Genomic DNA, 18,525 nt, shown 5'->3' with positions numbered 1-18,525 from the left:
GATCCACTCACTCGCCGACAGTCGTTCCGCCCACGGACCCGCCCACTCCACCGGGGGCCTGCGGAACGCTCGGCGGCCGGGGCTTCGGTCCGCCACCGGCCGGGAAGGGATCGGTCGCGGGCGAGAGGACTTCGTCGTCGATCTTCCCGGGGAAGGGGAACGGGCGCTTCGGCGGCTTGACCGGATCCACCACGACCGGCGGTTCGACGACGGGCGGTTCGACGACGGGCGGTTCGACGACGGGCGGTTCGACGACCGGCGGTTCGACGACAGGCGGTTTGGCGACGGGCGGTTGTGCGATCGGCGGAATCACGACCGGGGGTGCTGCGACCTGGGGCACCCCGACCGGCGGCGCTGCGACTTGGGGTGCCGGCGCGAAGACGATCGGTGGGACGACCTCCGGTCCGGGCGCCGCGACCTCGATATCGGCCGCCGCAGTACCCGGATCCACCGCGACGGCACCGGGCACAGCAGCGATACCGGGAAGAACTCGCTGCTGCGAGTTGCTCCTGTCGGAAGTCGGTGAGGGTGCGCCGTCGATGTGTCCTCCGGTGAGGAGGACGACTGCCGTCCCCACGAACGAGAAGGCAATGGCGGCGGTGGTGCCGAGTGCGATGCGGGTTGCGGTGGTGGTCACGGTGTAGGCCTCCGGTGGGTAGGGGGTGTGCCGGGCTGATGACTCAAGCGTGCGCTGAAGACGAACGCCGCGACAGCGACCCCAGGGTGACGATCCACCACCCCGTGCGCGGGTAAACCTGCACAGAATCTTCACAGGCTCTGACGGGGATCCGCACGTGCGGGCAATACAGTCGGGGCATGAGCCAGCGAAGAGTGCTCGTCGTCGACGACGAGGCGACGATCTGCGAGTCGGTCGCCGCCAGGTTGCGTGCCGAGGGCTTCGACGTCGTCACGGCCTCGGACGGTCCGGGTGCCGTGGCGGAATGCGAGGCCTCCGAACCGGACCTGCTCGTCCTGGACGTGATGCTGCCCGGATTCGACGGGCTCGAGGTGTGCAGGCGGGTGCAGGCCGCACGGCCGGTTCCCGTGTTGATGCTCACCGCCCGAGCGGACGAAACAGACATGCTCATCGGGCTCGGGGTGGGAGCGGACGACTACCTGAGCAAGCCATTCAGCATGCGGGTGCTCGTGGCCAGGGTGCACGCGCTCGTGCGCCGCGCCGAACGGGCCACCGAGGCGGCCTCCAGCGGACAGGCGGGGATGTCGGTGGGTGATCTCGAGGTGGATCTCGTCGAGCGACGGGTCCGGCGCGGTGACGACGAAATACACCTCACGAGGACGGAGTTCGACCTTCTCGCGCATTTCGCCTCTCGCCCACGGGCTGCCATCTCCCGGGAGTCGCTGCTCGCGGAGGTCTGGGGATGGGGTGACGTGGCCGGCAGCAGGACCGTCGACAGCCACGTCAAGGCCCTGCGCCGCAAACTCGGCGGCGACCTCATCCGCACGGTCCATGGTGTCGGTTACGCGCTGGACGTGCAGAGGTGAGCGCCGGTGACCGGGTCGGTGGCGGACGGATCGTCGACAGGTTGCCCCGACCGCTCGATCCTTTTCGGTCGTTCAAGGTCAAGACCGGGCTACTCGTGGTCGCGGCACTGTTTCTCGCCTCCCTGATGTTCTGGGTGACGGCGCGCTGGCCCTTCCGATACGCGCTCGCCCTGGCGATGCTGGTGTCGTTAGCAGTGACCCAGATCCTCGCGCACGGGATGACCTCGCCCCTGCGGGAGATGACGGCTGCGGCCCGCGCGATGGCGACGGGCGACTACTCCCGCCGGGTCCGGTCGACGTCGAGAGACGAAATCGGTGAACTGGCCCGCGCATTCAACTCCATGGCCGAGGATCTCGAGGCAGCCGACCGCTATCGCCGCGAACTGATCGGCAACGTCTCGCACGAGCTCCGCACACCGATTTCCGCACTGTCGGCACTGCTCGAGAACGTGGTCGACGGTGTGGAAGAACCCGATCCGGCTCGGATGCAGGTGGCACTCGATCAGACCGAGCGGCTGGGCCGGTTGGTCGCCGAACTTCTCGACCTGTCGCGCCTGGAAGAGGGTGCCGTGCAACTCGACCGCGAGCGGTTCCCGGTTCGGGACTTCCTCGAGGATGTGGTTCGTCAGGCGGTGGGACCGGCAGGACCACGGCGGGTGCAAGTGGACGTGCAGCCGTCCGGCCTCTGCGTCGATGCCGATGTCGCGCGACTCCACCAGGCGGTGACGAACCTCGTCGACAACGCTCTTCGGCACGGCTCCGCCCGCACCCAGGTCGTAGTGCGCGGCCGCCCCGCTCCGGAAGAGGGTTGTGTGATCATCGAGGTGGAGGACGACGGCCCCGGCATCAGCCCCGGCGAGCGCTCCCGGGTATTCGAGCGTTTCACACGCGGGGGTTCGACGGATGGGGGAACCGGGCTCGGACTCGCGATCGCACGCTGGGCGGTCGAATTGCACGACGGCCGCATCGAGGTCGTCGACACGGTGCGCGGCTGCTGCATCCGGGTGACCCTGCCCGCCGGTTGACACGAACACACCAGATACGGGACCCACCGGTCCCGCGATGACGCCTGCCCGAATCCGGGTGATGCAACCAGGGAGGACACATGACAATCGCACCTGCCCAACCAGTTCGGCCACGGCGGACACGATCGTGGCCGGGGGGAGTGTGGCGGCGCGACCGCACGTCGATCGCTCCGCGCGCGATCGTCCTCGCCGCCGTCGGAGCCGGCGTGGTCGCTGCTCTCACTCTCCACATCACGGTGGTCGGTCTTGGTTACCTGCTGACCGGTACCGCGATCGCACTGGCGGTCTTCGCGACGCGCAGGGTGAGACCCACAGCTGCGCAGGCAGTTGCAGTAGTCACTGCACTCGCCCTGCTCGCTGTGCTCAGTGTTCGGGGCGCCGGCTGGCTGGCCGCCGTGTGTGTAGCCCTCAGCTGGGTGGTCGGGTCCTTCGCCGTGGTCGGAGGCAGAACCTGGACGGGTCTGGCCGCCGGTTCGTTCGCGCTGTGGTTCACCCCGCTGCGGGTGATTCGCTGGACACGACGCGGAGCCTCCCGCTGGAGTTCCACCGAAAGAGTCTCGCTGCTTCGTGTTTTCGGCGTGGCCGCCGTCAGCGCGGTCCTCCTGCTGGTGTTCGGATCGCTGTTCGCCAGCGCCGATGCGAAGTTCGCCGAACTCCTCGAGCAGGCGACACCCTCGGTGGAGGTGTCCAATCCGGTCGGCAGGCTCGTGCTCGGCACGCTCGTGTGCGTTGGGACGCTGGGTGCTGCCTATCTGCTGAGACGCACCCCACGGGTGGACGCACTCGCCCCCGGTCCTGGTCGACCCGTTGCCCGCTGGGAGTGGGCCTTTCCGCTCGCGCTGCTGAACTTGCTGTTCCTCGGTTTCGTCGCCGTGCAGTTGAGAGTGCTGTTCGGTGGGGACCGGCACGTGTTGACGACGGACGATCTCACGTACGCCGAGTACGCCCGGCAGGGCTTCTGGCAGTTGCTGGCCGTGACGGGGCTGACGCTGCTGGTGATCGCTGTTGCTCTCCGCAAGGCGGCGCGGAGGGAGGCGATCGACCGCACGCTGGTGCGAGTGCTCCTCGGCCTGCTCTGTGTTCTGACGCTCGTCATCGTCGCATCGGCGGTCGCCCGGATGTCGCTGTACGAGAGTCACTACGGGTACACACAGCTGCGCCTGCTCGTTCTGGTGACCGAACTATGGCTGGGATTGGTGTTCGTACTGTTGCTCATTGCGGGGCTGCGGTTGTCGGGGCGGTGGTTGCCGTGTGCGGTTCTGGGTTCGGCAGTGTGCGGGGTGCTCCTCCTCGCTGTGGTGGTCGATCCGGACGCCTATATCGCGCAGAAGAACGTCGAACGCTTCGAGGAGACCGGACGCATCGATGTGAGCTACCTGAGACAGTTGTCGGTCGATGCGGTTCCCGCTCTGGATCGACTGCCGGAGCCGGAACGCTCGTGTGCCCTGTATCGGCTCCAGCACGAGGTCGATGAAGGAGCCGAGTGGTACGAGTACAACGCAGCGCGGAACAGGGCCCGCGATCTGTTGGCCGCTCACCCTGTCGGGCGCTGTGATCGGGTCGCGTCGTAGATCGCTGGAACGGCGGATCGTCGCGTGCCGGAATGCGCGGGATTGATCCCACGTCGCTCGTCTTCGTTCGAGCACAGGTAGTAGTAGTCGGTGATGGCGTGGACCTGTGCGTACTGCGCCTGCGTGAGTTCGGCCTTCTGCTCTCGTAAGGCGTCGAGCGCCACGATGCCTGGTGGCGTCGCATCTGACCTGTCAGCCCGGGGCGAAGGACGCCAGCACTGTCTTGGTGATGTAGGACGCGGCGTCGCCCGGATCGAGCCGTCCGGCATCGACTTCGGTTGCGGCGCAGTGCACGACACTGTGGAGGACGGCGGCCAACCACGACGTGGGCAGGTCGGTGCGGAACACACCTTCGCTCCGACCGCGCTCGAGGAGCTCCCCGACGGGAACCAGCATCCCGTCGTGGGCGGCACGTATCTGTGCGGCGGGCAGGGTGCGTTCGGCGGCGGCCACCAGTGCACCGGCATCGGCAGTGAGTGACCAGGAGCCGGCGACGAGCCGGTGTATGGCGTCCCGTGGATCACCGGTGAGGTCGATGGCAGTAAGGGCGTGTTCGGCGGCGGCAAGTGCCCGCGTGACGACTGCGTCGACGAGGTCGGCGCGAGTCGGAAAGTGTCCGTAGAGCGTGACCCGCCCGACGCCGGCGGCTTTCGCGATGTCGCCGATGCTGGCGTCCGGGTCGGAGCTCAGGCATGTGTGAGCTGCGTCGAGGATCGCTTCGATGTTGCGTTCCGCGTCAGCGCGGCGTCGGCCGGACTTCCTGGGTACCTCGCTGGTGCTCGTGGCTCCTCTTCCTCTTGTCGAACAGTTGTGTACAGGTTACGCTGCAAATAAGTTGAACATGCATGTTCGACTTGAGGACTTTGGTCGCTGACACGCGAAGGGAAGTCGATATGAGCACCACGGTCACACGGCACGCTCACCACCCGGCCCATTCCGTCCTGCAACGCTGGCCGACCTTGGCTGCCGTCGTATTCGCGATGTTCGTCATGTTCGGTGGCGGCACCGATTTCGCGCCGGTCCTCGCCGCCGCCGCTCTCGTGTATCTAGGTGCCGCACTGCTGGGGCGCAGAAGCTCCGCGTGGCCGCTGTTCTTCGGGACGGTCGTAGTGATCACCGCGGGAAAACTGGCGGAGCGTGCCACGGACGTCGGCGTCGACGTCACGTGGGTGCTGTTGGGGTTCGGCGTCATCGGAATCGGCTACGCCGTGGGCCGAGCCGTCATAGGGCACACGTTTCGGGTGCAGCCTGCAGTACTGGCGATGGCCGCCTACGGTGCAGTGGCGGCCACGGCCGTCGTTGTCGCGCCCACGGTGGGGGCCGTCGTCGTCGGCTCCGGTTTGCTCGCTCATGCGGCGTGGGACCTCTACCACTACCGAGCGAATACGGTGGTCGACCGCTCCCTCGCGGAGTTCTGCGGTGTCCTCGACGCGCTGCTCGGGCTGGCGGTCATCGGCATCGCATGCGCGGCACTCTGAGATGTGAGTAACTGTGCGTCACAACTAGTTTCACTCACCGCTCGTTGGGGGTCAGATTTCGCGCTCCGGTCCCCGGTGACGACCGTCGCACTACACTCAGCGGATGAGAAATGCGATCGACGTTGCCCACGACTTGTCGCAGATCGCCGAGCCCTTCCTCGACGCCGGTGCGCGAAGTCGGGTAGATGAATTCCTGGACATGGGTGAAGGACGCATCGCTGTCGAGACCATCCTGCGTGCTGCAGTTGCCGGCATGTTCACCATTCCCCGCCCGCTGCTGCACGAAGTGACGTCATGCTTTCTGGTCGGCACCAGCTCCGAGCAGGGCGGGGAGGACCTTCGCTCGCTGGTCGACGCCGCACTGCGACACAACCGAGGAGTCGTAACAGATCGAGTCGCAACAGATCGAGTCACAACCGAGGCGTCATCACGCGTCCATTGCGAGCTGAGACCGGGCTGACAGTGCCCTCGGCAGGATTCGAACCTGCGACCTACCCTTTAGGAGAGGGTTGCTCTATCCCCTGAGCTACGAGGGCGCGTGTACACCCGTGGCGTACGCCGTGGTGAGTGTAGCGGGAATTGGGGTGCGCTCGCGATCCGGAGTGCATAGTCGGCAACAGATGTCCTGGCGGGGCTTGCCTGGCAGTCAAGAGACGGCGTGCCGGGCGCGGGAGGTGGCGTTCCGGTAGTCGAGGCCGCAGACCCGCATGACCTGACCGAGCGTGAGGTACCCGTCCATGGTCGTGGCCTTCGCGAACTTGCCGTCCGCGCGCACGGCGACGGTCACGGTAGAGCGGTCGCAGTCGATGCGTGCGAGTTCGTACTCGTCCACACCGTTGCTCGCACGGGCGGCGGTCCGCACGGCGCCCTGTGCGTACGCGATCTCGATGAGGTCGTCGATCATGAACTCAGCTCCTGCCTCGGTAAGTTCTAGGAAGGTTAGCCTTAGCTGGGTGTGGCCTGTCAACCCCTGCGTCTGAAGACACTGCCCTCGAACGCGGGTCTCGAGGAAATCGCGCGTAACGTGACCCACGCTTTTGTGGGGTGCGTTTCTCGGGCGCCAGACCCCGAGGGCGCGGCACGTACGACGAAAGGGTTGCGGGTTTCCATGGCTGACCGAACTTCCTCGACGGGCGCGATCGGATCGGAATCGGGCGAAACTCCGTCCACCGGATCAGCGGAAGCACCGCATCTGTCGCGGCAGCTGGCCAACCGTCATATCCAGCTGATTGCGATCGGTGGAGCCATCGGCACGGGCCTCTTCATGGGCTCCGGCAAGACGATCTCGCTGGCAGGGCCGTCGGTGATCTTCGTGTACATGATCATCGGCTTCATGCTGTTCTTCGTCATGCGGGCGATGGGTGAACTTCTGCTCTCGAATTTGCAGTACAAGTCCTTCTCCGACTTCGCGGCAGACCTTCTCGGCCCGTGGGCCGGATTCTTCACCGGCTGGACGTACTGGTTCTGCTGGATCGTCACCGGAATCGCCGACATCATCGCCATCTCGGGTTACGTGCAGTACTGGTGGCCAGACCTGCAATTGTGGATTCCAGCGGTCGTCGCTATTGCAGCGTTGCTTCTGCTGAACCTCCCCACCGTGCGGGCGTTCGGCGAGACCGAATTCTGGTTCGCTCTGATCAAGATCATCGCAATCGTCAGTCTCATCGTGGTGGGTCTCGTCATGGTGTTCGCCCACTTCACTGCCCCGAACGGTGCTCAGGCCGGCTTCGACAATCTGTGGAACGACGGTGGCATGTTCCCCACTGGCGCAATGGGTTTCGTCGCCGGATTCCAGATTGCGGTGTTCGCGTTCGTGGGCATGGAACTGGTCGGCACCACCGCGGCCGAAGCGAAGGATCCGGAGAAGAACCTTCCGAAGGCGATCAACTCCATCCCCATCCGCATTCTGTTGTTCTACGTGGTGTCGCTGATAGTGATCATCTCGGTCACGCCGTGGCGTGAGGTGGTTCCCGGCGAGAGTCCCTTCACGGCGATGTTCTCGCTCGCCGGTCTCGCGATCGCGGCGGGAGTGATCCAGTTCGTGGTGTTGACCTCTGCCGCGTCGTCGGCCAACTCGGGTATCTACTCGACGTCACGGATGGTTTACGGTCTCGCCCGCGAGGGTGACGCACCCGCCCGATTGGGCACGCTCAGCTCGCGCCGGGTGCCGGCCAACGCCTTGATGTTCTCGTGCACGTTCCTGCTGTCGGCCATCGCGCTTCTCTTCTCCGGCGATTCCGTGATCGAAGCCTTCACGACGGTAACGACGATCTCGTCCGTGCTCTTCATGTTCGTGTGGACGATGATCCTGGCCAGTTACCTCGTCTACCGGAAACGTCGGCCGGAACTGCACGAGGCGTCGGCCTTCAAGATGCCCGGCGGTGTGGTGATGTGCTGGGTGGTGCTGGCCTTCTTCGTGTTCCTGCTCTGGGCTCTGACGCAGGAAGAGGACACGCTCGAGGCGCTGCTCGTCACGCCCCTCTGGTTCGTCGTGCTGGGTATCGCCTGGGCGGTGGTGCGGACGCGCGCCCCACACAAGGCCCGCTATGCCGAATTCCGCGCCGAACTCGAGCGGCGCAAAGCATAAAGATTCGGTCACGGTGGCGCTGACCTATATCGTTTTGTTACATTCGTCGCCAGACAGAGGAGCCCACCCCACACGGGGCGTGCTGCAATCCGACGACTGACGAGGTATCAACTGTGGGTTCCCACCACCGCTCGAACGGCAATTCGCTCCGATTCGAGATCGATCCGGACGCGGCGCGCGGGCGCCATCGCACTGCGCAGACCGGAGCGGGAGTGGGCGTGAAGGCAGCAACGGTTGCGGCGGCCACCGGCGCCCTCGTCGTCGGCGCAGCCCAGCTCGGAGCGGGCAGCGCGGCCGCTGCCCCGGCCGACTCGCACGCTGTCGAGCCGGCAGCACCGCACACCGCTCCCAACCTTCCCTTCGAGATTCCGGCGGGCGTCCTCCCTGCCGGATTCAAATTGCCTGCAGATTTGGGGGCCGCCGTCCAGAACTTCGGCGGACCCGACCTGGGGGCGCAGGCACAGCAGTGGCTGAGCTCGGTCAACCCCGTCAAGCCGCACGCGGTACAGCCGGTCTCGGGCACCCTCACATCCAACTTCGGCTCGCGCTGGGGGGCGCACCACGGCGGCATCGACATCGCCGCTCCCATCGGTACCCCCGTCCTTGCGGCCGCCGATGGTCAGGTCATCGACGCCGGCGCTGCGTCCGGTTTCGGCCTGTGGGTGCGGTTGCTTCATGACGACGGCACCGTGACGGTGTACGGGCACGTCAACGACTACACCGTCGCCGTCGGGCAGCGTGTCTCCGCCGGACAGCAGATCGCTCACGTGGGCAACCGTGGTCAGTCCACCGGCCCGCACCTGCATTTCGAGGTCCATGACGCCGCCGGCAACAAGGTCGATCCCGCCCACTGGTTGAAGGAAAACGGCGTGGCTGTCACGTGGGGCGACGCCGGCGCCAACGCCTGAGTCTCATTCCGGCTCGAGATCCGGGTCGTTACGGAAGACGAGGGGCCCACCGTCGAGGGCTATCGCCCATCGGCGCGACACGGCCCAGTTGCGGCCGTAGGACTCGTCGGTGATGTCCTGGACGCCGCCGAACTCGTCGACGATGACGCCCGTCTCGAGTGGCCACTCCTTCTCGGGAAGCTCGGGATCGACCGAATGGCGGGTCTTCACCCGCGTTCCCACGCTGAACTCTGGTTTCTTCCTCGAGTCGGTGTGAGGTGTCATCTCGGATCCTTCCGCTCACCAGCGTCTGGTTCGAGGTTATCCCGCCACCCCGGTCTCGTGCCGACCGAACGGATATGCTCGCGGAACCGAAGTCGCAGAGCAGAGGAGTGGCATGGGCCGCGAGGTCACCTCTCGGACATTCAGCCGAGCAGATCGACGTTTGTTCCGCCAGAAGGTCCTGATGTGCGCCGACGCGCTCGAACGCATGCTGCAGGAAGGCGCTTTCCGGGACGACATCGATCCACCACGACCGATGTTGGGCATGGAGATCGAGTTCAATCTCGTGCACGCAGACATGACGCCGGCCATGTCCAACAATGCCGTGCTCGAGTCGATCGGTGACGACGCGGTGTTTCAGACCGAGCTGGGTCAGTTCAACGTGGAGATGAACGTCAAACCAGGGCCGCTTGTCGGTGACGGGACGTTCGACCTCGAGCGCACGCTGCGGGCATCACTGTCCGTCGTCGATGCCCGGATCCACCGCCACGACGCACAACTGGTCATGATCGGGATGCTGCCGACCCTCGAGCTCGAGCACCTGGATCGCGAGTGGATCTCGGCCAACCCTCGGTACGAACTGCTCAACGAGCAGATCTTCGCGGCACGTGGGGAGGACATCGAACTCGACCTCGAGGGTGTCGCTCTCGAAGGCCGTCCGCAGGAGCAACTTCGTGCCGACAGCAATTCTGTGGTCCCCGAGGCAGCGTGCACGTCACTGCAACTGCATCTGCGAGTGGCACCCGAAGAGTTCGCTGCACATTGGAATGCTGCCCAGTGCCTCGCAGGTGCGCAGGTCGCGCTGGCAGCCAACTCGCCGTTTCTCGCGGGGAAGGCGCTGTGGCACGAATCGCGCATACCGATCTTCGAGCAGGCTACCGATACCCGACCCCTCGAGCTCAAGAATCAGGGCGTCCGTCCACGGGTGTGGTTCGGGGAACGGTGGATCTCGTCGGTCTTCGACCTGTTCGAGGAGAACTCCCGGTACTTTCCGGCGCTTCTTCCGGAGGTGACGGATGTCGACCCCGCGGCCGAACTGGACGCCGGCCGCATTCCCGACCTGAGTGAACTGCAAATGCACAACGGCACCATCTATCGCTGGAATCGTCCGGTTTACGACTGTGCCGACGGCAAACCGCACCTGCGGATCGAGAACCGGGTGTTGCCTGCCGGCCCCACCGTGCTCGACATCATGGCCAACGCGGCCTTCTACTACGGCGCATTGCGAGGACTGGTCGAAGCCGATCAGCCCGTATGGGCGCGCATGTCGTTCGACGCGGCGGAGGAAAACCTACGCGCCGGTGCCCAGCACGGCATGGATGCCCAGATGTACTGGCCGGGTGTCGGCACGCTGGGAGCGGACGAGCTGGTACTGCGGAGGCTACTGCCGATCGCCGACCAGGGACTGGCGGCCTTCGGCCTGTCACAGAAAGCGCGGGACCGCTACCTCAGCGTCATCGAGGGCCGATGCCTCACCCGGCAGACAGGGGCAGCGTGGCAGCGCGCGCAGGTAGTTCGTCACGAGGACGCCGGGATGAACCGGCGGGACGCGCTCGCCGCCATGATGCGTCAGTACGTCGAGAACATGCGTGACGGGAGCCCTGTCCACACGTGGCGAGTGTGAACCCCGGACGGTGACGAATCTTCCCCGTCGACGGCCGCCGCTCGGTGCTTCGATGAGCTAACCATGGGTGACATCGGCGCGGCTCGGGAGGACGATGAAAACGGACCGGTCTCATTTCATCTGGTCCATTCATCTGCCAATCCGTACAAGGAATGATTGCAATGCCGGTTACCGAGCAGTCCGTCGTCATCGCCCGCCCTCCCTCGGAAGTCTGGAATTATCTGACCGTCGCGGAGAACTGGCCCTCGTGGGAATCGTCGATCGTCGAATGCGAGCAGCTCACCGACGGGGACCCCGGGGTAGGCACCCGGTGGCGCGGAGCAACGCGGATCCTGGGGAAGCGATTCGAGTGGGTCAGCGAGTTCGTCGAATATCAGCCGGCGAAGGCCGGTGTATCCAAGTCGGTGGAGGGCCAGATCGGATTCACAGCCTCGACGAGACTCGAAGAGGTCGACGGCGGCACCCTGTTCACCTATCGCGTCGACAGCGACAGTGGTCTCGGAGGCATCTTCGGCAAGCTGGCGGACCCCATCGTCAACAAGGCGTACTCCCGCACGGTGCGGGCGAGTCTGGACAACCTTGCCGACCTGCTCACCACCGAAAGCTGAACTCGGAAAGGTGCACCACCCCGACGTCGAACAGAGATGTGATGTCGGTGACAGCGGTGTCGATCAACGGTCCGTCGGTAGCGGGTCGCGCAGTCGTGATGTGCTCGACCAATGTATCTGTCCAACAACCCCTTTGAAATATACACACGGAACTATCCGCAGGGCGCCCGACCCGCGAAGGGGCTGGAGTCTATGGTGCGTGGTGATGCCGGCCCGTTGCTGAAAGATGAAGGGCGGCAGACCCGAATTGGCGACCGGGGATAGTGTGGAGGCATGAGCGCACGGGACCGCAACAGTGTCGTCGTCGGGGTCGACGGTTCGGACAGCTCCAAGGCTGCGGTGCGAATGGCGGCTGAACTGGCCACCGAGCGCGGACTGAATCTGAAGATCATCCACGCGCTCGATTTCGCCCCGTACGGTTTCGGTGGGCCCTACATGGACTCGGGGGGCGTGTACGAGTGGGTCGAGGCGAGCGGGAAAACGATCCTCGCCGAAGCCCAGGAACAGGCGTACGTGGTCAACCCCATCATCGATGTCTGCACCGAGCTGTCCATCGGCAGCAGCGCTCAGTGGCTCGTCGACCTATCCGAGACCGCGCGGATGGTGGTGGTCGGCGCGTCGGGGTCGGGGGCTGCGGCCACGGCCCTGCTCGGCAATACCGCGATCAACGTCACCAGTCACGCGCATTGCCCGGTCGTGGTGGTACGCGGTGACGCGCACTCCGGCGGCCCGGTCGTGGTCGGGGTCGACGGGAGTCGCACCAGCGAACGCGCCATCGCCGTGGGCTTTCATGAGGCCTCGTTGCGGAACGCGGCGCTGGTGGCCGTCCACGTCTGGAGCGACCTCGGCCCGATGACCTTCGACGACCCCCGCAACGCCGCGCTGGTGCCCGCCGGCCTCGAGGAGGACGAGCGGGCAGTGCTCGCCGAGCGACTCGCCGGCTGGCAGGAAAAGTACCCTGACGTGCAGGTCTCTCGGAAGGTTTACGTCGACAACCCGCGAGCCCGGCTGCTCGGATGGTCGAAGAAGGCGCAGCTCGTGGTGGTCGGCAGCCGGGGGCGAGGCGGGTTCACCGGGATGCTGCTCGGCTCGACCAGTAACAGTCTGGTGTGCGGTGCCCATTGTCCCGTCGTCGTCGTGAGGCCTGAACGCCCCTGACGCCATCGGCGGCAGTAGTGTGCTGAGTTAGAAAAGAACGCCAGGATTGGGGAGCGACGTGCGCATCGGTATGGGCTTGAACTACAGCGGCGGATTCGCCGAAACGGTCGCAGAGGTCGCAGACCTGGAAAGGGCGGGCCTCGACATCGCGTTCGTGCCCGAGGCCTACTCGTTCGACGCGGTGAGCCAGCTAGGCTACCTGGCCGCCAAGACGTCCACGCTCGAACTGGCCTCGGGAATCTTCCAGATCTACACCCGTACGCCGAGCCTGACCGCCATGACGGCCGCCGGTCTCGACTTCGTGTCCAACGGACGCTTCGTCATGGGTCTGGGCGCGTCGGGCCCACAGGTGATCGAGGGCTTCCACGGCGTCAAGTACGACGCACCGCTCGGCCGCACTCGTGAGGTCGTCGAAATCTGTCGTCAGGTGTGGCGTCGTGAAAAGGTTCAGTTCCAGGGCAAGTACTATCAGGTGCCGCTTCCTGCGGATAAGGGCACAGGCCTCGGCAAGCCGCTCAAGATCATCAATCATCCTGTGCGTGAGCGCATTCCGATCATCATCGCCTCTCTCGGCCCCAAGAACGTCGAGCTGACCGCCGAGATCGCGGAGGGCTGGGAGCCGCTCTTCTACCACCCGGAGAAGGCGGCAAGTGTGTGGGGCGAGCCACTGGCCAAGGGCAAGGCCAAGCGCGACCCCAGCCTCGGTGAGCTGCAGGTTTATGCGTCGCCGGCGCTCGCTATCGGTGAAGACGTGGAGCACATGCTCGACTGGGTTCGCCCGAGTCTCGCGCTGTACATCGGCGGCATGGGTGCCAAGGGCAAGAACTTCTACAACGACCTCGCGGTCCGGTACGGCTACGAGAAAGAAGCCGAGACGATCCAGGATCTCTATCTTGCAGGCAAGAAGGACGAGGCCACCGCGGCGGTGCCCGACGAACTCGTCCGGGCCGTCTCGCTGATCGGACCGGAGAGTTACGTGGCGGAGCGCGTCGCGGCGTTCGCCGAGTCCGGCGTCACCACTCTCACCGTGTCGCCGCTGGCCGCCGACCGAGCCGGCCGCGTCGAGTTGGTCGAGAAGCTGCGCAAGATCTGCGGGTAACCGAACCACCGAATTGCCGTGCCTGGAAGCAGGTGTGAAGGAGGGGAAGGCGATCATGACCGGACATAAGCCGATCATCGTGGGTGTCGACGGATCCGAGTCGGCGTCCGCCGCCGTCGTGTGGGCGGCCCGGACTGCAGCTGCGCTGTCCCTGCCACTGCACATCGTGACGGTGGTGCATATCCCCGCCTTCTACTACACCGAGCCCTATCTGGCCGAGAGCTTCAAGGAAGAGCTGGCCGACACTGCCAAGGCCCGCCTCGGCAGTGCCCGCGTACTGGCCAAGCAGACCGTGGACGGCAGCCTCGACATCACCACCGAGCAGCACGAGGGCAAGGTGAGTCAGACGCTGATCGCCCTGTCTGCCGACGCGCACATGGTGGTTCTCGGCTCGCGCGGGCACGGTGAGTTCACCGGGTTGCTGGTCGGTTCCACCACATCCTCGGTGGCGGCCCACGCACAGTGCCCGCTGGTGGTGGTGCGTGGCCGCACACTCGACGGGCGGCCGCCCACGGAAGGTCCGATCGTGGTCGGCGTCGACGGTTCGGAAAGTAGCAAGGCGGCAGTGGACGTCGCCTTCGCGCAGGCGTCGGCGACGTCGTCGACGTTGGTCGCGGTGAACGTGTGGAGTGATGTCAGCGTTCAGCCGTCGCTCGGTGCAAGCCCGGACGACCCCTTGTGGGGGGGTATCCAAACCGGGGAAGAGGTAGTACTTTCCGAGCGGCTCGCCGGCTTCCAGGAGCGGTATCCCGACGTCACGGTCGAACGCGTCGTCGCGCGGGATCGTCCGGTCCGTGTCCTCAGTGAATTCGCCGAAAAGGCGCAGCTCGTCGTCGTCGGAAGCCGTGGGCGCGGCGGCTTCACGGGCATGCTGCTCGGTTCCACCAGTAATGCCCTGATGCATACCGCCGACTGTCCGGTGATGATCGTGCGGGAACAGTAGAAAGCATGACCACACGAGTGTTTCTCGTCGACGACCACGAGATCGTTCGCCGGGGCCTGGTCGACCTATTCGGCAGCGTGCCGGATCTGGAAGTGGTCGGGGAGGCGGGTTCGGTAGCGGAGGCGTTGGCCCGGTTGCCCGCCAGCGGTGCGGATGTCGCCGTCCTGGACGTCCGGCTGCCGGACGGCAATGGTGTGGAGCTGTGCCGGGACCTTCGAGCCGCCCTGCCTGCGCTCCGCTGCCTCATGCTCACGTCGTATTCGGACGACGAGGCGTTGTTCGACGCGCTCATGGCGGGTGCGTCCGGTTTCGTCCTCAAGCAGATTCTCGGCACAGACCTGGTAGCCGCAGTCCGTACGGTGGGGCAGGGGGGTTCGCTACTCGACAGCCGTGCCACGTCGGCGCTGATGCAGCGCATTCGGTCCGAGCGGAGGGAAGATCCGCTCGCCCAACTGTCGGAACAGGAACGGGCGGTGTTCGAGCTGATCGGGGAGGGTCTCACCAACCGGGAGATCGCCGAGCGGCTGTTCCTCGCCGAGAAGACGATCAAGAACTACGTCTCGCGGCTGTTGGCCAAGCTGGGAATGCAAAGGCGCACTCAGGCAGCGGTATTGGCGACCGAGCTGCGGCGCCGGACCTAGGAGATGGGTACTCGCCATGTGACGAGTGTCCCCGAGGGGCCCGTCTCGACGGTGCAGGTGCCGCCGCACAACTCTGCTCGGCGATCGAGGTTGGCCAGGCCGCTACGTTCTCCTGGCGTGATGCCGATCCCGTCGTCCTCTACGGTGATGGCGAGTTCGTCTTCGGCTGCGATGCAGATGTCGATCGTGGTCGCGCGAGCATGCCGCAGCGCATTACTCAGGGCTTCGCGCAGGACTGCCTCGGCGTGTTGGTGGATCCGGCTCGGCACGAGTGTGTCGATGGCGCCGGCGAATTGAACGTTGGGAGCGATCGGTGACTGCGCCGTGAGATCACTGACCACGTCGAGGAAACGTCTGCGCAGGCTCGTCGCGGACGCGGCATCGGTGGCCTGAAGATCGAAGATGGTGGTACGGATTTCGCGCACCGTCCGATCGAGTTGCTCGACTGCGGTGGCCACGATGGAACGCACCGCCTCCGGCACATGTCCGTCGGCGTCGGTGCTCTGCAGGCTCATACCCGTGGCGAAGAGACGCTGAATCACGTTGTCGTGCAAGTCCCGGGCTATTCGGTCGCGATCGGCGAGTACCGACAACAGTCGCTGTTTGCGCTGTTGGTCCGCGAACTCGACTGCCACAGCGGCGAGGTCGGCCACCGACTCGAGCCGAGCAACCTCGTCGGGGTCCCAGGGCTCGTTCCCGCGGGCGGTGACCACCAGGACGCCGCCGACCCCAGATGCCGTCGACAACGGAAGAACGGCGGCGCGACCGGCATCCGGCGAGAACGGTGCCAGACCGGCCAATCCCGTCAGCAGAGCGGGAGTCCGGGAATGCTGGACCTCGGCCAGCGGCTCGGCGTGCGCAGCGATCCGATAGGCGTCGGGAAGGGGACGTGCGGCGGTCTCCGCTCCCACAACGGCGCCGTCGCCCTGCGTGACGACGATGAACACCTCGTCGCCGCTCGACAATTCGCGTACCTGCCCGGCGAGGGTACGTAGGGTCTCGTCGAGTGAGCCACCGATCATCAAGCGCGACGTGATGGAGGCGACCGCCGTCAGCCACCGCTCGCGCGTCCGCGACTCCTCGAACAACCGGGCGTTGTCTACGGCCACCCCGGCCGACGTGGCGAGTGCGAGCAGGATCACCTCGTCCTCTTCCGTGAACTCGGGACCGCTGCGTTTCTCGGTGAGGTAAATGCTGCCGAAGACGGTCCCGCGCATCATGATGGGCGCGCCGAGGAAGCTATTCATCGGTGGGTGGCCGGGCGGAAGGCCTACAGATGCGGGATGGCGGGAGAGGTTCGGCAGACGGACCGGGCGCGGGTCGTTGATCAGTAGGCCGAGCAGCCCGCGACCTTCCGGGAAATGGCCCATCCCGGCGCGCTCGTCCGGGGTGATGCCCCGAAACACGAACTCGGCCAGACCGCCGTCGGGGGCACGCACACCCAATGCGCCGTAGCGGGCGTCGAGCAGCGAGGTGGCCGAATCGACGATGCGCTGCAGGGTGGAATCGAGTTCGAGACCCGACCCCACCACGAGGACCGCCTCGAACAGACGCTGCAAACTCTGACGGGTGGGGACGACCTCGCTGAGGCCTCCGCGAGGCAGTCTGATCCTCATCCCGTGCTGGTCGTCCCGTCCCATGTCAGCAGCATAGGTGTGAGAGGGGGGTAACGCCCGGAACTGGGGTATCGATAGAGGCGCGAGAGTGTTTACTCATTCGAAGTAACGCTTATCCATGAAGGACGAGGAGAAGAAGAATGAATCGACGGCACTTCGGACGACGGATCGCGGCAGGCCTGACCGCTGCAGTGGCAGCGACGATGATGTTTACCGGGGCGGCTTCGGCGCAGCCCACAGATTCAGTTCCGGCTGTCGACCCCACCACGGCGATCGCCAAGCTGCGGACCGCTGCAGCAGGTAATCCGGACGCCGAGGCCGCCATCGAACGGCTGGCACTCTCACCGACCGATGCGGCCGCGATGGACATCGCCCTGCCGGGCCAGATCTTCCAGGTTCCCGCGTACTCCGACACCGGTCAGGGCGGACCCGTCCTCGGCCAGCTGTACGGCGCCGGAGTGGCAACCAACATGAGCAACCAGTTCCGCTTCGGGTTCTTCGGGGGACCGGGGACCATCGCTGCCGACCAGGCGGGTGCCCAGCTCGAGGTCGTGTATTACAGCTTCGCCACCGGTGCCAGTGGCGTCGTCAAGCTGGACCAGAACAACGTGGCGGTTCCCACCGTCATCTCCACCCCGCCGGTCGCGGGTCTCGGTGGTGGCCTGGTCGTGGCGGCCGTGTACGGGTCGCTGAATCATCAGGTCGGTCCGAACATCGTCAAGAGCACGATCTGGTGGCCCAGTTTGGGGACCGTGCTCGCCTGACAGTCGAGCAACTAGGTGGCGGGTCCGGCCGGCGGCCGGGCCTGCCACCACTCCGTCCAGCGCTCCTCCAGCTCGCGGAACTCTTCCTCGTCCAGGCCGTACACGGCCAGCAGTATCTGAGCACCACCGTGCGGGCGCGCAGAGTTGACCGGCTGCTCGCCGAACTGCAGCAGTCCAGGGCCGAGATCGTCGACACTTACCGCGGTCTGGTGCTCGCCGACGAAGCACACCACGCCGGACAGCAGATCGCCCGCCGCAGAGACGGCGCTGAAGTGATCGCCCGGCCTCGCGCCGGTGATCTTGTCGAGGCCCAGCAGATGCTGCGCCGAATCTCCCTGCGCGACTGGGCCTTCGAGAAACAGTGTGCGCCGCTCCGCCAATCCGTGCCGCTCGATGCCGAATTTCAGGAACTGCAGAAACGTGGTCCAGCCCTCGGTGACGTCGTCATACCAGTCGGCCGCGACCGGGCTGCTGTCGCGGGGTGGCCGGGTGATCCGCACGAGGGTAGTGCCCTCGTGTTCGTGGAGTGTGAAGCGGTCACCCCCGGCCAAGGCCAGGCTGTACGCGGCAGGATCCTCGGTCACGTCGCGGAAATAGATTTCCTCGATCTCGGCGTCGAGGCCGTCATAATCCCATCCGTGCCAGCGCCGGATCAGCTCCGGATCCCGCAGCGCGGGCCACACCACGGGCGGCGCCGCAGCCACGGACACCTCGATCACCGGTTGCGTGTCGGTCATGA

At 65.7% G+C, this 18,525-nt stretch carries 20 protein-coding genes, 1 tRNA gene and 1 pseudogene; 14 read left to right on the top strand and 8 right to left on the bottom strand.

Going from position 1 to position 18,525, the window contains the following annotated elements:
- Positions 1-7 precede the first annotated feature (7 nt).
- Positions 8-637, bottom strand: a complete 630-nt coding sequence (locus R4P95_RS03265) for a hypothetical protein (protein ID WP_317743575.1) — start codon at positions 635-637, stop codon at positions 8-10.
- A 179-nt stretch (positions 638-816) separates the two neighbouring features.
- On the opposite strand from R4P95_RS03265, the gene R4P95_RS03260 reads away from it, so the two are divergent.
- From R4P95_RS03260 to R4P95_RS03250, 3 genes are all read left to right on the top strand, one after another.
- Positions 817-1,503: a response regulator transcription factor gene (locus tag R4P95_RS03260; RefSeq protein WP_317743574.1), complete on the top strand. Its 687-nt coding sequence runs from the start codon at positions 817-819 to the stop codon at positions 1,501-1,503.
- Positions 1,500-2,528, top strand: coding sequence for a HAMP domain-containing sensor histidine kinase (locus R4P95_RS03255; RefSeq protein WP_317743573.1), 1,029 nt, complete (start codon positions 1,500-1,502; stop codon positions 2,526-2,528). The genes R4P95_RS03260 and R4P95_RS03255 overlap by 4 nt, the downstream gene beginning before the upstream one ends.
- A gap of 80 nt (positions 2,529-2,608) precedes the next feature.
- Positions 2,609-4,099, top strand: a complete 1,491-nt coding sequence (locus R4P95_RS03250; RefSeq protein ID WP_317743572.1) for a DUF4173 domain-containing protein — start codon at positions 2,609-2,611, stop codon at positions 4,097-4,099.
- 192 nt (positions 4,100-4,291) lie between these two features.
- On the opposite strand, the gene R4P95_RS03245 is transcribed toward R4P95_RS03250, so the two are convergent.
- Together R4P95_RS03245 and R4P95_RS03240 are read right to left on the bottom strand one after the other, a co-directional pair.
- A complete protein-coding gene (locus R4P95_RS03245; RefSeq protein ID WP_249353974.1) occupies positions 4,292-4,552 on the bottom strand; it encodes a hypothetical protein in 261 nt (86 codons plus the stop codon).
- A gap of 138 nt (positions 4,553-4,690) precedes the next feature.
- Positions 4,691-4,813 (bottom strand): annotated as a pseudogene (locus R4P95_RS03240) (TetR/AcrR family transcriptional regulator); the annotation flags it as partial.
- A gap of 179 nt (positions 4,814-4,992) precedes the next feature.
- On the opposite strand from R4P95_RS03240, the gene R4P95_RS03235 reads away from it, so the two are divergent.
- Both R4P95_RS03235 and R4P95_RS03230 read left to right on the top strand, forming a co-directional pair.
- Entirely contained in the window at positions 4,993-5,577 is a 585-nt protein-coding gene (locus tag R4P95_RS03235; protein ID WP_317743571.1) for a hypothetical protein, read from the top strand.
- A 103-nt stretch (positions 5,578-5,680) separates the two neighbouring features.
- The gene (locus tag R4P95_RS03230; protein WP_317743570.1) at positions 5,681-6,037 is read left to right on the top strand and encodes a hypothetical protein; all 357 of its coding nucleotides are present in this window, start codon (positions 5,681-5,683) and stop codon (positions 6,035-6,037) included.
- 3 nt (positions 6,038-6,040) lie between these two features.
- Here R4P95_RS03230 and R4P95_RS03225 read toward each other — a convergent pair.
- Positions 6,041-6,113, bottom strand: a tRNA-Arg gene (locus tag R4P95_RS03225).
- 110 nt (positions 6,114-6,223) lie between these two features.
- On the bottom strand, positions 6,224-6,481 hold the full coding sequence (locus R4P95_RS03220) for a hypothetical protein (protein ID WP_213573257.1): 258 nt from the start codon (positions 6,479-6,481) through the stop codon (positions 6,224-6,226).
- A 204-nt stretch (positions 6,482-6,685) separates the two neighbouring features.
- On the opposite strand from R4P95_RS03220, the gene cycA reads away from it, so the two are divergent.
- Positions 6,686-8,164 (top strand): D-serine/D-alanine/glycine transporter, encoded by a 1,479-nt coding sequence (cycA, locus tag R4P95_RS03215; protein ID WP_213573256.1) that lies wholly within the window; start codon positions 6,686-6,688, stop codon positions 8,162-8,164.
- A gap of 113 nt (positions 8,165-8,277) precedes the next feature.
- Positions 8,278-9,072 (top strand): M23 family metallopeptidase, encoded by a 795-nt coding sequence (locus tag R4P95_RS03210; RefSeq protein WP_317743569.1) that lies wholly within the window; start codon positions 8,278-8,280, stop codon positions 9,070-9,072.
- A gap of 3 nt (positions 9,073-9,075) precedes the next feature.
- Here the strand turns inward: R4P95_RS03210 and R4P95_RS03205 are convergent, their stop codons facing one another.
- Entirely contained in the window at positions 9,076-9,336 is a 261-nt protein-coding gene (locus tag R4P95_RS03205; RefSeq protein ID WP_159919981.1) for a hypothetical protein, read from the bottom strand.
- Between the two features lie 112 nt (positions 9,337-9,448).
- Here R4P95_RS03205 and R4P95_RS03200 point away from each other — a divergent pair, with 112 nt between their 5' ends.
- From R4P95_RS03200 to R4P95_RS03175, 6 genes are all read left to right on the top strand, one after another.
- Positions 9,449-10,957, top strand: a complete 1,509-nt coding sequence (locus R4P95_RS03200) for a glutamate-cysteine ligase family protein (protein ID WP_213573254.1) — start codon at positions 9,449-9,451, stop codon at positions 10,955-10,957.
- Positions 10,958-11,109: 152 nt separating this feature from the next.
- Positions 11,110-11,565: an SRPBCC family protein gene (locus R4P95_RS03195; protein WP_317743568.1), complete on the top strand. Its 456-nt coding sequence runs from the start codon at positions 11,110-11,112 to the stop codon at positions 11,563-11,565.
- Between the two features lie 273 nt (positions 11,566-11,838).
- Positions 11,839-12,723, top strand: a complete 885-nt coding sequence (locus R4P95_RS03190) for a universal stress protein (protein ID WP_109327547.1) — start codon at positions 11,839-11,841, stop codon at positions 12,721-12,723.
- Between the two features lie 58 nt (positions 12,724-12,781).
- Complete coding sequence (locus R4P95_RS03185) at positions 12,782-13,822, top strand: LLM class F420-dependent oxidoreductase (RefSeq protein WP_213573252.1); 1,041 nt, start codon at positions 12,782-12,784, stop codon at positions 13,820-13,822.
- 55 nt (positions 13,823-13,877) lie between these two features.
- Positions 13,878-14,765 carry a universal stress protein gene (locus R4P95_RS03180; protein WP_109334909.1) on the top strand — a complete coding sequence of 296 codons (888 nt, stop codon included), beginning with the start codon at positions 13,878-13,880 and terminating at the stop codon, positions 14,763-14,765.
- A gap of 5 nt (positions 14,766-14,770) precedes the next feature.
- Positions 14,771-15,406 (top strand): response regulator, encoded by a 636-nt coding sequence (locus R4P95_RS03175; RefSeq protein WP_213573251.1) that lies wholly within the window; start codon positions 14,771-14,773, stop codon positions 15,404-15,406.
- Here the strand turns inward: R4P95_RS03175 and R4P95_RS03170 are convergent.
- A complete protein-coding gene (locus R4P95_RS03170; RefSeq protein ID WP_317743567.1) occupies positions 15,403-17,046 on the bottom strand; it encodes a GAF domain-containing sensor histidine kinase in 1,644 nt (547 codons plus the stop codon). The genes R4P95_RS03175 and R4P95_RS03170 overlap by 4 nt on opposite strands.
- A gap of 116 nt (positions 17,047-17,162) precedes the next feature.
- Here R4P95_RS03170 and R4P95_RS03165 point away from each other — a divergent pair, with 116 nt between their 5' ends.
- A complete protein-coding gene (locus tag R4P95_RS03165; protein ID WP_213573249.1) occupies positions 17,163-17,786 on the top strand; it encodes a Tat pathway signal protein in 624 nt (207 codons plus the stop codon).
- 11 nt (positions 17,787-17,797) lie between these two features.
- Here R4P95_RS03165 and R4P95_RS03160 read toward each other — a convergent pair whose 3' ends face one another.
- Positions 17,798-18,523 (bottom strand): hypothetical protein, encoded by a 726-nt coding sequence (locus R4P95_RS03160; protein ID WP_317743566.1) that lies wholly within the window; start codon positions 18,521-18,523, stop codon positions 17,798-17,800.
- Positions 18,524-18,525: the final 2 nt, after the last annotated feature.

Origin of the sequence: Rhodococcus sp. IEGM 27 (genome assembly GCF_033142305.1) — a bacterium.
GTDB classification, from domain to species: domain Bacteria; phylum Actinomycetota; class Actinomycetes; order Mycobacteriales; family Mycobacteriaceae; genus Rhodococcus_F; species Rhodococcus_F oxybenzonivorans.
Note: the sequence above shows the minus strand (reverse complement) of the source record. Positions and strands in the feature narration are given on the sequence as shown.

Coding starts and splice junctions, on each gene's coding strand:
- R4P95_RS03260 (WP_317743574.1), top strand. CDS start 817: ATGAGCCAGCGAAGAGTGCTCGTCGTCGACGACGAGGCGACGATCTGC.
- R4P95_RS03250 (WP_317743572.1), top strand. CDS start 2,609: ATGACAATCGCACCTGCCCAACCAGTTCGGCCACGGCGGACACGATCG.
- R4P95_RS03235 (WP_317743571.1), top strand. CDS start 4,993: ATGAGCACCACGGTCACACGGCACGCTCACCACCCGGCCCATTCCGTC.
- R4P95_RS03230 (WP_317743570.1), top strand. CDS start 5,681: ATGAGAAATGCGATCGACGTTGCCCACGACTTGTCGCAGATCGCCGAG.
- R4P95_RS03220 (WP_213573257.1), bottom strand. CDS start 6,481: ATGATCGACGACCTCATCGAGATCGCGTACGCACAGGGCGCCGTGCGG.
- cycA (WP_213573256.1), top strand. CDS start 6,686: ATGGCTGACCGAACTTCCTCGACGGGCGCGATCGGATCGGAATCGGGC.
- R4P95_RS03205 (WP_159919981.1), bottom strand. CDS start 9,336: ATGACACCTCACACCGACTCGAGGAAGAAACCAGAGTTCAGCGTGGGA.
- R4P95_RS03200 (WP_213573254.1), top strand. CDS start 9,449: ATGGGCCGCGAGGTCACCTCTCGGACATTCAGCCGAGCAGATCGACGT.
- R4P95_RS03195 (WP_317743568.1), top strand. CDS start 11,110: ATGATTGCAATGCCGGTTACCGAGCAGTCCGTCGTCATCGCCCGCCCT.
- R4P95_RS03190 (WP_109327547.1), top strand. CDS start 11,839: ATGAGCGCACGGGACCGCAACAGTGTCGTCGTCGGGGTCGACGGTTCG.
- R4P95_RS03180 (WP_109334909.1), top strand. CDS start 13,878: ATGACCGGACATAAGCCGATCATCGTGGGTGTCGACGGATCCGAGTCG.
- R4P95_RS03175 (WP_213573251.1), top strand. CDS start 14,771: ATGACCACACGAGTGTTTCTCGTCGACGACCACGAGATCGTTCGCCGG.
- R4P95_RS03170 (WP_317743567.1), bottom strand. CDS start 17,046: ATGGGACGGGACGACCAGCACGGGATGAGGATCAGACTGCCTCGCGGA.
- R4P95_RS03165 (WP_213573249.1), top strand. CDS start 17,163: ATGAATCGACGGCACTTCGGACGACGGATCGCGGCAGGCCTGACCGCT.
- R4P95_RS03160 (WP_317743566.1), bottom strand. CDS start 18,523: ATGACCGACACGCAACCGGTGATCGAGGTGTCCGTGGCTGCGGCGCCG.